11 protein-coding genes are annotated in these 13,403 nt (G+C 68.8%); 5 read left to right on the forward strand and 6 right to left on the reverse strand.

Features of this window, described 5'->3' with window-relative positions; genetic code table 11:
• Nucleotides 1-13: 13 nt before the first annotated feature.
• Entirely contained in the window at nt 14-772 is a 759-nt protein-coding gene (locus ACSFBE_RS00480) for a glycosyltransferase (RefSeq protein ID WP_435488403.1), read from the reverse strand.
• 46 nt (nt 773-818) lie between these two features.
• On the opposite strand from ACSFBE_RS00480, the gene ACSFBE_RS00485 reads away from it, so the two are divergent.
• From ACSFBE_RS00485 to argB, 3 genes are read left to right on the forward strand one after another with little or no spacing between them, the layout of a single operon-like run.
• A complete protein-coding gene (locus tag ACSFBE_RS00485; RefSeq protein ID WP_435488404.1) occupies nt 819-1,913 on the forward strand; it encodes a glycosyltransferase family 4 protein in 1,095 nt (364 codons plus the stop codon).
• Nucleotides 1,914-1,938: 25 nt separating this feature from the next.
• Nucleotides 1,939-3,267 (forward strand): flippase, encoded by a 1,329-nt coding sequence (locus ACSFBE_RS00490; RefSeq protein ID WP_435488405.1) that lies wholly within the window; start codon nt 1,939-1,941, stop codon nt 3,265-3,267.
• Complete coding sequence (gene argB / locus ACSFBE_RS00495; RefSeq protein ID WP_286648119.1) at nt 3,264-4,157, forward strand: acetylglutamate kinase; 894 nt, start codon at nt 3,264-3,266, stop codon at nt 4,155-4,157. Before ACSFBE_RS00490 ends, argB begins: the two co-directional genes overlap by 4 nt.
• A 22-nt stretch (nt 4,158-4,179) precedes the next feature.
• Here argB and galE read toward each other — a convergent pair whose 3' ends face one another.
• Entirely contained in the window at nt 4,180-5,196 is a 1,017-nt protein-coding gene (gene galE / locus ACSFBE_RS00500; RefSeq protein ID WP_435488406.1) for a UDP-glucose 4-epimerase GalE, read from the reverse strand.
• 131 nt (nt 5,197-5,327) lie between these two features.
• On the opposite strand from galE, the gene slmA reads away from it, so the two are divergent.
• Together slmA and ACSFBE_RS00510 are read left to right on the forward strand one after the other, a co-directional pair.
• A complete protein-coding gene (gene slmA / locus ACSFBE_RS00505) occupies nt 5,328-5,981 on the forward strand; it encodes a nucleoid occlusion factor SlmA (RefSeq protein ID WP_435488407.1) in 654 nt (217 codons plus the stop codon).
• 21 nt (nt 5,982-6,002) lie between these two features.
• A complete protein-coding gene (locus ACSFBE_RS00510; RefSeq protein WP_435488408.1) occupies nt 6,003-8,561 on the forward strand; it encodes a chemotaxis protein CheW in 2,559 nt (852 codons plus the stop codon).
• A 136-nt stretch (nt 8,562-8,697) separates the two neighbouring features.
• Here ACSFBE_RS00510 and ACSFBE_RS00515 read toward each other — a convergent pair whose 3' ends face one another.
• From ACSFBE_RS00515 to ACSFBE_RS00530, 4 genes are read right to left on the reverse strand one after another with little or no spacing between them, the layout of a single operon-like run.
• On the reverse strand, nt 8,698-9,756 hold the full coding sequence (locus ACSFBE_RS00515; protein ID WP_435488409.1) for a malate/lactate/ureidoglycolate dehydrogenase: 1,059 nt from the start codon (nt 9,754-9,756) through the stop codon (nt 8,698-8,700).
• Between the two features lie 37 nt (nt 9,757-9,793).
• Nucleotides 9,794-11,320 carry a UxaA family hydrolase gene (locus ACSFBE_RS00520; RefSeq protein ID WP_435488410.1) on the reverse strand — a complete coding sequence of 509 codons (1,527 nt, stop codon included), beginning with the start codon at nt 11,318-11,320 and terminating at the stop codon, nt 9,794-9,796.
• Nucleotides 11,321-11,339: 19 nt separating this feature from the next.
• Nucleotides 11,340-12,734, reverse strand: a complete 1,395-nt coding sequence (locus ACSFBE_RS00525; protein WP_435488411.1) for a TRAP transporter large permease — start codon at nt 12,732-12,734, stop codon at nt 11,340-11,342.
• 24 nt (nt 12,735-12,758) lie between these two features.
• Nucleotides 12,759-13,316 (reverse strand): TRAP transporter small permease, encoded by a 558-nt coding sequence (locus tag ACSFBE_RS00530; RefSeq protein ID WP_435488412.1) that lies wholly within the window; start codon nt 13,314-13,316, stop codon nt 12,759-12,761.
• Nucleotides 13,317-13,403: the final 87 nt, after the last annotated feature.

Below are 13,403 nucleotides of genomic sequence, written 5' to 3' on the forward strand. Positions count from 1 at the left end.
CAGTGCTTCGGCCTCAATGGGGCGTTCGATGCAGGTAGTGCCAGAACGTACGCGAGCACCAGACCTTGAGCAGGCTGCTCACATGCCACCACAAATGTCGCGTGCTCCGATGGCTCGCCCGCTGCGCATCATGCAGCGCTTGCAGGTCTTCCCCCACCTGCAGCCGCCACCCCGCCAGCCGCGTCCGCGCGCAGATGTCGAAGTCCTCCCCATACATGAAGAAGCGCTCGTCGAATCCGCCCACGGCCGCATAGGCCTCGGTGCGAAAGAGCATGAACAGGCCGGGGATCCACGCCGGCACTGCCGGACGCACGTAGCCCGGGCGGCGTCGCCGCAGGATCTCCAACGGCGTGATGATGGCCCGGTGCTGCTCCGGCTCACTTTTGCCGGGCTCCAGGATGCGCGGCGCGAGCAGGCCGCTGCCCGGCGCGGCCTGCGCGACCAGCGGCGCGAGCACGTCGCGGTCGAAGCGGATGTCGGGGTTCAGCACCAGGAACCACGGGGTGCCGCAGCGTCGGAAGGCCTGGTTGTGGTTGGCGCCGAAGCCCTTGGCCGCAGCGTTTTCGATGCGCTCCACCGGAAAGCGCCACGTGGCGTCGCCGAGCACCTCGGCTTCGGGCACGTTGATGGTGAGCACCACCTTGTCGATGTTCGCGTGGCTGAAGCGATCGAGCTGTTCCAGCAGCGGCCGGATCAGCTCCAGTTGCCCATGGCTCACGATCGAGACGGTGATGCGGTGGGGTGGAGGCAGGGAAGGCGACAAGGGCGGCATGGTCTAATTTCGCTCGGGAATTCTAGGTTCCTTCACTTCCCTCTCCATGATTGCCCTGATCGTCATCAGCTTCGTCTTCTCCGCCTTGGCCGTGCTGGTGTTCATGCGGCGCGCGCGCAAGCATGCACGCCGCTACGCAGCCGACATGCCGCAGCGTTTCCACAAAGGCCATGTGCCGCGCCTGGGCGGGGCCGGCGTCTTGCTGGGCATGGGCATGGCGTGGCTTGCCGGTGGCTTGTTCGGCGACCCCTTCAACATCCGCTGGCCCGTCGCTGCCTCGGGGCTGGTTCTGGCGTGCATCGCGCCAGCGGTGCTGGGCGGCATCGCCGAAGACGTGACTCAGCGGCTGTCGGTGCGCTATCGACTGGCCCTGACCATCGGTTCGGCGCTGCTGCTGTGCTGGGCGCTCGGGCTTGGCGTGCACCGAACCGGGGTCGAGCTGGTCGACAGCTGGCTGCGCATGGCGCCCTGGCTGGCGGTGCTGATCGCGGTGCTCGCGATCGGTGGGTTGCCGCATGCCTTCAACATCATCGACGGCTACAACGGCCTGGCGGGCACCGTGGCCGTGCTGGTGTGCCTGGCGATCTCCCATGTGTCGCTGCAGGTCGGCGACCGGCAGCTCGCGGCGATGGTGATCTGCCTGGTGGGCGCAACCCTGGGCTTCCTGATGTGGAACTACCCGAGCGGCAAGATCTTCGCGGGCGACGGCGGCGCCTACGTCTGGGGCATGGTGATCGCGGTGGCCTGTGTCTCGCTGGTGCAGCGGCATCCGACCGTGTCGCCGTGGTTCCCGATGCTGCTGCTGATCTATCCGGTCTGGGAGACGCTGTTCTCCATCTACCGCAAGCTCGCGCGCGGTCAGTCGCCGGGCACGGCCGACGCACTGCACTTCCACCAGCTGATCTTCCGGCGGATCGTGCGGGTCGCCTTCAGCGACGACGAAGCGCGCCAGCTGCTGGCCCGCAACAACCGCACCTCGCCCTACCTGTGGATGTTCGCCGCGCTGTCGGTGGTGCCCGCGGTGCTGTTCTGGAACAACACGCTGGTGCTGATGGGGTGCACGGTCCTTTTCGTCGCCACTTACGTGACGGCCTACCTCATGATCGTCCGCTTCAAGGTACCGCGCTGGTTGCGGCCTTGAGCGCGATCTCGCCGCTCGGCCGTTGATGTCCCTGCGAAGCAACGTGCTCTGGAACCTGGCCGGTGCCGGGCTTCCTCTGCTGGTCGGTGCGGCGCTCATTCCGTATCTGGTCCGGAACATCGGCGTCGAAGCCTTCGGCATCCTCACGCTCATCTGGGCACTCATCGGCTACTTCAGCCTGTTCGATCTGGGGGTGGGGCGTGCCCTGACGCAGCAGGTCGCGCAGAAGCGCGTAGCCGGTCGCTCGGACGAGGTGCCGGCCCTGGTAAAGACCGGGCTGCTTTTCGCGGGCGCGATGGGCGTGCTGGGCGGCGTCGTGCTGGCGCTGGCGGTCGAGCCACTCGCCGCGCGGGGCCTGAAAGTGTCGCCGTCGCTGCATGCGGATGTCGTGCAGGCCTTGCTCATCGCGGCTGCAGCGGTGCCGCTGACGACCGTCACGGTGGGGCTGCGCGGCGTGCTCGAGGCCTACGAGGATTTCCGTGCGGTCAACATCCTGCGCATGGTGCTCGGCATCGCCACCTTCGGCTTGCCGGCCCTGAGCGTGATGCTGTTCGGGCCCTCGCTGACCTGGATCGTCGCCGCGCTCATGCTGGCGCGGCTGGTCTTCGTGGTGGCGCACTGGGTGCCCGTGCGCCGACATCTCGGCCGCGGCATCGGTGGCGTGCGTGCCGGGCGACGGGAACTGCGCCAGCTGCTGTCGTTCGGCGCCTGGATGACGGTGTCGAACGTGATCAGCCCGCTCATGGTCACGGCCGACCGTTTCGTCATCTCCGGCGTGCTGGGCGCCGCCGTCGTGGCGTACTACACCGTGCCGTCCGAAGTGGTGGTGCGGGTGCTCATCCTCCCGGGTGCGCTCACCAGCGCGCTGTTCCCGCGGCTGGCGTCGCTGATGGCCACCGACATGGCAGCCGCTAGGCAGGTCTACCGCCGGTCGCTCCTGCTCGTGGCCGTGGTGTTGGTGCCGATCAGCGGGGCGCTGGCCTTCGGCGCGCACTGGGGCATTTCGCTGTGGCTCGGCGAGGCGTTCGCCGACCGTGCCGCGCCGGTGACTTCCATCCTCGCCCTCGGGCTCCTGCTCAACGGCGTGGCCTTCGTGCCCTTCGCGGCCGTCCAGGCGGCCGGCCTGGCGCGCATCACGGCGCAGTTGCACGTGGCCGAGGCCTTCGTCTACTTCCCGCTGCTGATCTTCGGACTGCATGCGTTCGGCCTGGCCGGCGCCGCCTTCGCCTGGACCGCACGCGTCGGCATCGACCTGGTCCTTCTGCTCATCGTCGCGCGCCGGTCGGTGTTCTTCCGACCACCGGGTGCGCCCATGCGGCACAATTTGCCCACCTCCGAACCGGAACGTCCATGACCGATCCCGTCCTCAATATTCCTCCCCGCGACAAGGCCGAGATCCTGGCCCAGGCGCTGCCGTACATCCGCAAGTTCCACGGCAAGACCATCGTCATCAAGTACGGCGGCAACGCCATGACCGACCCGGCCCTGCAGGCCGACTTCGCCGAAGACGTGGTGCTGCTCAAGCTCGTGGGCATGAACCCGGTCGTGGTGCACGGCGGTGGTCCGCAGATCGAGGCCGCGCTCAACCGGCTCGGCAAGAAGGGCCACTTCATCCAGGGCATGCGCGTGACCGACTCCGAGACGATGGAAGTCGTCGAATGGGTGCTGGCCGGCGAGGTGCAGCAGGACATCGTAGGCCTGATCAACCAGGCCGGCGGCAAGGCCGTGGGCCTGACCGGGCGCGACGGCGGCCTGATCCGCGCGCAGAAGCTCAAGCTGGCCGACCGCAACGACCCGGCGCTGATGCACGACGTCGGCCAGGTCGGCGACATCGTCTCGATCGACCCGAGCGTGGTCAAGGCGCTGCAGGACGATGCCTTCATCCCCGTCATCAGCCCGATCGGCTTCGGCGAGGAGAACGAGAGCTACAACATCAACGCCGACGTCGTGGCCGGCAAGCTGGCCACCGTGCTCAAGGCCGAGAAGCTGATGCTGCTGACGAACACGCCCGGCGTGCTCGACAAGGCCGGCAATCTGCTGACCGACCTGAGCGCCCGCGAGATCGACGAACTCTTTGCGGACGGCACCATCTCCGGCGGCATGCTGCCGAAGATCGAGGGCGCGCTCGACGCCGCCAAGAGCGGCGTGAACGCGGTGCACATCATCGACGGCCGCGTGCCGCACGCGATGCTGCTCGAGATCCTGACCGACCAGGCCTACGGCACCATGATCCGCGCGCGCTGAAGCCGCGCGGCGCCGGCGTCACTCACTCGTAGCCGCGCGGATTGCCCTGCTGCCAGCGCCAGCTGTCGGCGCACATCGCATCCAGGTTCCGCTTGGCGCGCCAGCCCAGCGTGGCCGCGGCCAGCGACGGGTCGCCCCAGTAAGCCGGCACGTCCCCGGCGCGGCGGGGGCCGATCTCGCACGGGATGGTGCGGCCGCTGGCCCGTTCGAAGGCCTTCACCACGTCGAGCACCGACGCGCCGGTGCCGGTGCCCAGGTTCAGCGTGACCAGGCCCGGCGCCTTCTCGGCATGGCGCAGGGCGGCGACATGGCCTTCGGCCAGGTCCATCACATGCACATAGTCGCGCACGCCGGTGCCGTCGGGCGTCGGGTAGTCGCCGCCGTGCACCGACAGCTTGTCGCGCAGGCCGACGGCGACCTGGCACACGAAGGGCATCAGGTTGTTCGGCTTGCCCTGCGGATGCTCGCCGATGCGGCCGCTCTCGTGCGCGCCGACGGGGTTGAAGTAGCGCAGCAGCGCGATGCGCCAGTCGGGCTCGGCCAATTGGAGGTCGCTCAGCGCCTCCTCGACCATGCGCTTGGAGCGGCCGTAGGGGTTGGCGGGACGGCAGGGCGCTCCTTCGGGGATGGGCGAGCGCTCGGGTTCGCCGTACACCGTGGCGGAGGACGAGAAGATCAGCGTCTTCACGCCGGCCGCCTGCATCGCGGCGGTCAGCACCCAGGTGCCGTGCACGTTGTTCTCGTAGTAGGTGATGGGGTCGGCCACCGAGTCGCCCACCGCCTTGAGCCCGGCGAAGTGGATCACGCCTGCGATGTCGCGCGAGCGGAAGACCTCGTCCAGCAGCGCGCGGTCGCGAACGTCACCCTGCACGAAGGCTGGCGCCGTGCCGATGATGGCGGCCAGCCGTTCGAGCACGCGCACGTCGCTGTTGCCGAGGTTGTCGAGAATGATCGGCGTGTAGCCGGCCTCGGCCAATGCGACGCAGGTGTGGCTTCCGATGAAGCCTGCGCCGCCCGTCACCAGAATGTTCTTGCTCATCGGATTCCCGGTCGCGATATCGAAGCCTCTATTCTGCGCGAGGGCGCCGGCCGTCACACGGCGGCGCGCCCGTTGGCACGCGCTCACGTCGCTGTGCGAGAATCATTTTTTTACATATGCGCGCGCCGCCCATGCAAAACGAAGAGTCCAGCGCCCCGGCCACCGATCCTGCCCCGGCGCCGGACGCGCCCGCCGCCCCGGTCGTTCGCAAACGGCCCAAGCCCGGCGAGCGCCGGGTCCAGATCCTGCAGACGCTCGCGGCGATGCTGGAGCGCCCGGGCGCCGAGCGCGTGACCACCGCTGCCCTGGCGGCCCAGCTCGATGTGAGCGAGGCCGCGCTGTACCGCCACTTCGCGAGCAAGGCGCAGATGTTCGAAGGCCTGATCGACTTCATCGAGCAGAGCGTCTTCACGCTGGTCAACCAGATCGTCGAGCGCGAAGGGGCCGGCCGCGAGCAGGCGGCCCGCGTGGTCACGATGCTGGTGCAGTTCGCCGAGAAGAACCCCGGCATGACGCGCGTCATGGTGGGTGATGCGCTGGTCTACGAAAACGAGCGTCTGCAGAACCGCATGAACCAGTTCTTCGACAAGATCGAGTCGACGCTGCGCCAGACCTTGCGCGGTGTGGCCGAAGCCGACGGGTCCGCCACGCCGACGGTGGACGCGCAGGTACGGGCGTCGGCGCTCACCGCCTTCGCGGTCGGCCGGCTGCAGCGCTATGCCCGCTCGGGCTTCCGGCGGATGCCTTCGGAGCACCTGGAAGCCGCCCTCGCCTTGATGCTCTGAAACCGATCGAGCACCTGCCGCATGAACAAGGTGTCCGTCGTCAAAGGGGTTCGCTTCAGCGCCGTCGTGGCGCCGCTGGTGTCCCGCATGGAGCTGGTCAACGACCACCGCGAATCGCTCCAGCGCCTGGAGGACACCTGGGACCAGCTCGCGCTGCTCGGGCAGATGAGCGACAACGGCACCGACATCGCGTCGACCGGCGCGCAGTTCCATGCGCTGACCGGCACGCTGCTCGATTCGCTGGCGTGCCGCCTGCTGCAGGACGCGCAGCGCACGGCGCGCGCCACGGCGCAGACCTGCATCGACATCCTGGTGCGCAATCTCTACGAGCGCACCGCCGATGTCGGCTTCCTGGCCACCGACGATGCCTTGCGTGAACTGCTGGCCACCGCGCGCCGCGGCGAGCCGGCGCCGGTCGACGCGGTGCGCGAGCGGCTGCGCGCCTATGCCAGCAAGTACAGCGTCTACGACGACGTGGTCGTGCTCGACCTCGAAGGCCGCGTCGTGGTGCGGCTCGATGCGCTCGCCGCCGCGGCCGGCGCGGAACCGTCGCTGCTGCGGGCGGTGATCGACAGCAGCACCCCGTTCGTCGAGGCCTTCGGCCATTTCCAGGTGCTCGACGGGCGTCGTGGCCTGCTCTATGGCGCGCCGGTGCGCGCCGCCGGTTCGGGCCCGGTGATCGGCGCGCTGTGCCTGTCCTTCCGCCTGGAAGACGAGATGCGGGCGATCTTCGGGGCCCTGGTGCCGCACGACGATCCGTCCGTGGCCTTGCTGCTCGACGCGAAGCGCACCGTGGTCGCGAGTTCCGATCCGCACCAGGTGCCGGTCGGCACCGTGCTGGCTGCCGCTTCCGGTGCCGCCGGCACCTTGCGTTTCGGTGGCCGCGAATACCTGGCGGTGCAGACGCGGGCTGCGGGTTACCAGGGCTATGCGGGGCCGGGCTGGGACGCCTGCGTGCTGGTGCCGGTCGACCTCGCCTTCCAGGCCGACCCTGCGCGCGCCGCGCCGCCGGTATTGGCCGAGGCGCTGGTTGCCGGCAGCAGCCTGTTCGGTGCCGAGCTGCAAGCCATCCCGGCGCAGGCCCGCAGCATCCAGCGCGGGCTCGAGCGGCTGGTGTGGAACGGTCAACTGCGCATCCGTCGCGACGCCGCTGGTGCCGCCGGTGCCGCCGGTGGGGCGGGCGCGCCCATCGACACGCGCTTCGCCGGGGCGCTGCTCGAACGCGTGACACGCACCGGGCAGCGCATCAGCGCCGTCTTCGAGACCGCCATCGGTGACCTGCAACGTTCCGCGGTGGCGTCGGTGCTCGAAGAGGTGCGTGCCTGTTCGGCGCTCGGCGTCGACATCCTGGACCGCAATCTCTACGAGCGCGCGAACGATTGCCGCTGGTGGGCCCTCGACAGCAGCCTGCAGAACGCAGCGCGTGCCGGCGATGCACGCGCCAGCGCAGAGGCGAAGGCGGTGCTGCAACGCATCCATGGCCTCTACACCGTGTACGCGGAGCTGCTGCTGCTCGACGCGCAAGGCCGGGTGCTGGCGGCGTCGGCGGGCGGGCAACCGGCCGTGTCCGTGGCCGAGCCCTGGCTTCCCGCGGCGCTGGCGCTGCGCGGCGACCAGGCCTTCGTCCGCTCGACCTTTGCCGCCTCGCCGCTTTATGGCGGCCAACCCACCTATGTCTTCGCTGCGCCGGTGCAGGGCAACGGCGGCGGCGGCGGCGCCAACGCGGGCTGCGTCGCCGTCGTGTTCGACAGCGCGGTGCAGATCGCCGCCATGTTGCGCGACGTGTTGCCCGTCGATGCCGAGGGCTGGCCCCTGGCCCAGGCCAGCGGGCTCTTCGTCACCCGCAGCGGGACGGTGGTGGCCAGCACGCACGACAGCTGGACCGTGGGCGCGCGCGTGCCCTTCGCCGATCAATTGGCGGCGCTGCCGCGGGGCGCGTCGCACGGGCTGGCGCTCAGCGTCGACGGCGTGACGCATGCCGCCGGTATCACGATGTCGTCCGGCTACCGCGAATACGAGAGCACCGATGCCTGCGGACCGGAGGACGTGGCCTGCGTGGTCTTGATCGCCATCGGTGCCGAAGGCGGGCGGCAAGAGGCCGGGGCGGTCGCCCGCTTCGTCCCGCCGGCGCCGGTGGCCAAGAGCGCCGAGCGTGTCGTCCTTGCAAGCGTTCGCGTGGGCGACCAATGGCTCGGCCTGCCGGCGGTGCAGGTGGTCGAGGCGGTCGCCATGCCGCCGTCGGCCGGCGCTGCGGCCATCGTGATGCACCAGGAGCAGCCGCTGGCCATCATCGACGTCCAGCAGCTCCGCGGCGAGCGCGTCGGCCATGGCGCACGCGCCGACGGCATCCTGGTGGTGTGCCAGGACGGCGCGGGCAGGCGCTTTGCGCTGCGGGTGGACGAAGTCGGCACCGTGTTCGACCTGCCGCGCTCCGCACTGCGCGAACTTCCGCCCGGCGTGGCTTCGCACGACCCGATCGCCACGGCGGTGGTGCGCGGCGAGGACGGCTCGGAAGAGCGCCTGCTCACCGTCATCCGGCTTGACACCGCGGCCGCTTCGGGTGCACGCGCGGCGCCCTGAAACGTCGTTCGCGGACCGCCGTGCCGGACGGTGCCTGCTCAGCAGGCAATGTGGTGGGAAGCCTTGTGGCGTCAGGCCCCGGCGTCATCGCTCCCGGCCCTACGCACAGCGTTATCCACAGATTCGCGGCACAACTTCACGAAACTGTCACACCGACTTTTCGCCCCGCCTGCACGATTTCGGCCCAGGTGGCGTCGTCGATCGAGATGCCATCGCGATTTCTTTCGGACCGGGCGCGCCGTTCCGGCTCGCCGGCGATCTGCACGGCGTCGAAGCCGGCGCCCGGCGGGCTCTGGCGCAGCCAGTCGACGAAGCTGCGCGCCTCGGCCTCGAAGCGGGCCTGCGTGCCGAGCTTGGCCGGGTCGATCAGCACGGTGAGCATGCCGTTGACCACCGAGCGCGTCGCGTCCGCCGGCCGGTGCCAGGTGCCGCTGCCGGTCAAGGCGCCGCCCAGCAGCTCGCATGCGATCGCCATGCCGTAGCCCTTGTGCTCGCCGAAGGTCATGAGCGCGCCGAAGAGGCCGTTGGACTGCGGCACCACCACCACGCCCGGGTCGTCGGTCGGCTCGCCTTGCGCGTCGATCAGGTAGCCCGGTGGGATGCGCTCGCCCTTGTTGTGGGCGACGCGCATCTTCCCTTGCGCCACGCGGCTGGTCGCGAAGTCGAGCACGAAGGGCTCGGCGCCGGCCAGCGGCACGCCGATGCAGCAGGGGTTGGTGCCGAAGCGCCCGTCGCCGCCGCCCCAGGGCGCGACCACGGGTCGCGAGAGCACGTTCACGAAGTGCATCGACACCAGGCCTTCGGCCGTCGCCATCTCGGCGAAGTGGCCGATGCGGCCCAGGTGGTGCGCGTTGGCGAGCGACAGGATGCAGCTGCCCTGTGCTTTCGCACGCGCGATGCCGAGCGCCATCGCCTGCACGCCGACGACCTGGCCGTAGCCGCGCTGGCCGTCGAGCGCGAGCATCGCGCCCGCATCCATCTGGACTGCGACCGCGGCGTTGGGCGTCAGCCCGCCTTCGGCCACCGCATCGACATAGCGCGGCACCATGCCCACGCCGTGCGAGTCGTGCCCGCTCAGGTTGGCCAGCACGAGGTTCGCCGCGACCTGCTCGGCCTCGGTGGCTGAACTGCCGGTGCCGGCAATGACGGCGGCCACTTGCCGGCGCAGGTCGGCCGCTTGAAGAATTTTCGACATGGGTGCGGGGTGCTCGATGGTTCGTTTCAGGAAAAGGCTACATCACCGCGCCGACTTGCCATGGCACGAACTCGTTCTGGCCATAGCCGTGCCGTTCGCTCTTCGACGCTTCGCCCGAGGCGGTGGCCAGCACCATCTCGAAGATGCGCTGGCCCATTTCCTGGATCGAGACCGTGCCGTCGACGATCTCGCCGCAGTTGATGTCCATGTCGTCTTCCTGCCGCTTCCACAGCGCGGAGTTGGTGGCGAGCTTGAGCGACGGCGAGGGCGCGCAGCCGTAGGCCGAGCCGCGGCCGGTGGTGAAGCAGATGAGGTTGGCACCGCCGGCCACCTGGCCGGTGGCGCTCACCGGGTCGTAGCCCGGCGTGTCCATGTAGACGAAGCCGTGCGCCGTCACCGGCTCGGCGTACTCGTACACCGCCTCGAGGTTGCTGGTGCCGCCCTTGGCCACCGCGCCCAGCGATTTCTCCAGGATGGTGGTCAGCCCGCCCGCCTTGTTGCCGGGCGAGGGGTTGTTGTTCATCTCGCCTTCGTTGATCTCGGTGTAGTGCTCCCACCAGCGGATGCGCTCGACCAGCTTCTCGCCGACTTCGCGCCGCACCGCACGGCGCGTCAGCAGGTGCTCGGCGCCGTACACCTCGGGCGTCTCGCTCAGGATGGCGGTGCCGCCGTGCGCCACCAGCAGGTCGACCGCCGCCCCCAGGGCTGGGTTGGCGCTGATGCCCGAATAGCCGTCCGAGCCGCCGCACTGCAGGCCGATGGTGATGTGCGCCGCGCTGCACGGCTCGCGCTTCACCGCATTGGCGCGCGGCAGCATTTCCTGGATGAGCGCCACGCCTTTCTCCACCGTCTTGCGGGTGCCGCCGGTGTCCTGGATGTTGAAGGTGCGGAAGTTCTCGCCCTCGGCCAGATGACCGGTGGTGAGCCAGGCGTTGATCTGGTTGGCCTCGCAGCCCAGGCCGACCACCAACACCGCCGCGAAGTTCGGGTGCGTGGCGTAGCCGGTCAGCGTGCGTTCGAGGATCTGCATGCCCATGCCCTGCGTGTCCATGCCGCAGCCGGTGCCGTGGGTGAGCGCGACCACGCCATCGACATGGGGGTAGTCGGCCAGCGCCGCCGGGTTGGTCTTGCGCGAGAAGTGGTCGGCGATGGCGCGAGCCGCGGTGGCCGAGCAGTTCACGCTGGTCAGCACGCCGATGTAGTTGCGTGTCGCCACGCGGCCGTCGGCGCGCCGGATGCCCATGAAGCTCGCCTCGCGCGGGGCGGGCGCGGGCTTCACGTCGGCGCCGAAGGCGTAGTCGCGCTCGAAGTGGCCCTTGTCCGGGCCCATGTCGAGGTTCTGCGTGTGCACATGCTCGCCGGGCGCGATCGGCCGGCTGGCGAAGCCGATGATCTGGTTGTAGCGGCGCACCGGCTCGCCCGGCGCGATGGGGCGCATGGCGACCTTGTGGCCGGCCGGGATCAGGCCGCGCACGGCCACGCCTTCGACCGTGGTGCCGCCCACCAGCTGGGCGCGCGCGATCACCACGTCGTCGGCGGGATGGAGGCGAATGAAGGGAGTCATCGTGGTTCTCGTTGTCGGGCTAGAAGAACATTTTCGGCAGCCACAGTACCAATGACGGCACATAGGTGATCACCACCAGCGCCAGCAGCAGCGGTATCAGCCACGGCAGGATCGCGATGGTGGTGCGCTCGAAGCTCAAGCCTGCCACGCGCGCCAGCACGAACAGCACCATGCCCATGGGCGGGTGCAGCAGGCCGATCATCAGGTTCAACACCATCACCAAACCGAAGTGGATCGGGTCCACGCCGAGCTGCGTGGCGATGGGCAGCAGGATCGGAACGAGGATGGTGATGGCAGCCGTCGGCTCCAGGAAGCAGCCGACGAAAAGCATCAGCAGGTTGGCCAGCAGCAGGAAGACCCAGGCCTCCTTGGTGAAACCGAGCACCCAGGCGGCGATGTCGGTGGTCACGCCGGTGGCGGTCAGCATCCAGCCGAAGATGGAGGCGGCGGCCACGATGAAGAGCACCGTCGACGTGGTCTCGATGGTGTCGAGGCAGACCTTGACGAACATCTTCCACGACAGCGTCTTGTACCAGGCGAAGCCCAGAATGAGCGCCCACACGCAGGCCGCGATGGCGCCTTCGGTCGGCGTGAACAGCCCGGTGGTCATGCCGCCGATGAGCAGCACCGGCGTCATGATGGGCAGCAGCGCTTCGAACTTGAAGATCTTGTCCAGCACGAAGAGCGACGCCAGGCCTGCGAACACCGTCAGCTGCGGCGGCGTGCCCAGCTTGTCGACCAGCAGCCAGATCAGCAGCGGCCAGCCGATGACGACCGCCAGCTCGGTCAATGCCTTGAACAGGCGCGTGCTCGAAAACTTGACGTCGGCGCCCCATTTGTTCTTGTGCGCGAAGTAGGCGACCGTGATCATCATCAGGATGGCCAGCATCACGCCCGGCAGGATGCCGGCGAGGAACAACGCGCCCACCGACACGTTGGCCATCATTCCGTAGATCACGAAGGGCAGGCTCGGGGGAATGATCGGCCCCAGCGTGGCCGACGCGGCCGTCACGCCCACGGCGAACTCGGTCGAGTAGCCGTGCTCCTTCATCGCCTTGATCTCGATGGTGCCCAGGCCGGCCGCGTCGGCGATGGCGGTGCCGCTCATGCCAGCGAAGATCACCGAGCCCAGCACGTTCACGTGGCCGAGCCCACCCTTCATCCAACCGACGAGCGCGAGCGCGAAGTTGTAGATGCGCGTGGTGATGCCGGCGTTGTTCATCAGGTTGCCGGCCAGAATGAAGAAGGGCACGGCCAGCAACGGGAAGCTGTCGATGCCGCTCACCATCCGGTGGATCACCACGAAGGGCGGCAGCGAGCCGGTGAACAGGATGTACACCAGCGAGGCGCCGGCCATGGCGACGGCGACGGGGATGCCACCGGCCATGAAGATCAGGAAGAATATTTTCAGCATGTCGTGGGCTCGTTCAGTGGTCGGTCACTGGTCGGTCAGGGTGGATTCGGGGCGCTCGAGCACGCTGTAGCCGCGGCGCCAGTGTTTGAGCGCGACCTGGGCCGAGCGAAAGGTCATCGCCAGGAAGCCGAACAGGCAAATGCCGTAGACGATGTTCATCGGCGCATCGACGATGGTCATGCGCGTCTGGTTGCCGATCTTTTCCATCATTTGCCAGGTCATTACCACCGCTGCGGCGAAGAAGGCGGTGCGCAGCACGTCGACCGCACGCGACACCCAGCGGCCCATCGCTGCCGGCATGTGGCGGTAGAAGAAGTCGACCTGGATCTGGCTGTTCTTGGCCACGCCCACGGCAGCGCCGACGAACACGACGCTGACCAGCATGTAGCGTGCGATCTCCTCGGTCCAGGCGGCAGAGTCGTTCAGCACGTAGCGCGTGACGAATTGGTAGAAGACGGTCAGGCCCAGCGCCCAGAAGAGCGCCAGGGAGATCCAGCCTTCGGCGATGGTGTCGGAGAGGTCGACGACCTCGTCCTCGGCATGGAAGTGCCCCTCGTCGTCAATGATCTTCTGATCTGTCATGTGAAGTCTCGTGAGTAAAGCGGCCGCAGCACAAGCGCAAGGCCCGAAGCCGCAGTCCAGAAACACCGCGGCGCCGGCTCAGCCGGG

The sequence above is a fragment of the Variovorax sucrosi genome, from assembly GCF_051216635.1.
Lineage (GTDB): Bacteria > Pseudomonadota > Gammaproteobacteria > Burkholderiales > Burkholderiaceae_C > Variovorax.

Excerpts from the sequence above, each read along its gene's own strand:
- ACSFBE_RS00480 (WP_435488403.1), bottom strand. The coding sequence starts at position 772 with ATGCCGCCCTTGTCGCCTTCCCTGCCTCCACCCCACCGCATCACCGTC.
- ACSFBE_RS00485 (WP_435488404.1), top strand. The coding sequence starts at position 819 with ATGATTGCCCTGATCGTCATCAGCTTCGTCTTCTCCGCCTTGGCCGTG.
- ACSFBE_RS00490 (WP_435488405.1), top strand. The coding sequence starts at position 1,939 with ATGTCCCTGCGAAGCAACGTGCTCTGGAACCTGGCCGGTGCCGGGCTT.
- argB (WP_286648119.1), top strand. The coding sequence starts at position 3,264 with ATGACCGATCCCGTCCTCAATATTCCTCCCCGCGACAAGGCCGAGATC.
- galE (WP_435488406.1), bottom strand. The coding sequence starts at position 5,196 with ATGAGCAAGAACATTCTGGTGACGGGCGGCGCAGGCTTCATCGGAAGC.
- slmA (WP_435488407.1), top strand. The coding sequence starts at position 5,328 with ATGCAAAACGAAGAGTCCAGCGCCCCGGCCACCGATCCTGCCCCGGCG.
- ACSFBE_RS00510 (WP_435488408.1), top strand. The coding sequence starts at position 6,003 with ATGAACAAGGTGTCCGTCGTCAAAGGGGTTCGCTTCAGCGCCGTCGTG.
- ACSFBE_RS00515 (WP_435488409.1), bottom strand. The coding sequence starts at position 9,756 with ATGTCGAAAATTCTTCAAGCGGCCGACCTGCGCCGGCAAGTGGCCGCC.
- ACSFBE_RS00520 (WP_435488410.1), bottom strand. The coding sequence starts at position 11,320 with ATGACTCCCTTCATTCGCCTCCATCCCGCCGACGACGTGGTGATCGCG.
- ACSFBE_RS00525 (WP_435488411.1), bottom strand. The coding sequence starts at position 12,734 with ATGCTGAAAATATTCTTCCTGATCTTCATGGCCGGTGGCATCCCCGTC.
- ACSFBE_RS00530 (WP_435488412.1), bottom strand. The coding sequence starts at position 13,316 with ATGACAGATCAGAAGATCATTGACGACGAGGGGCACTTCCATGCCGAG.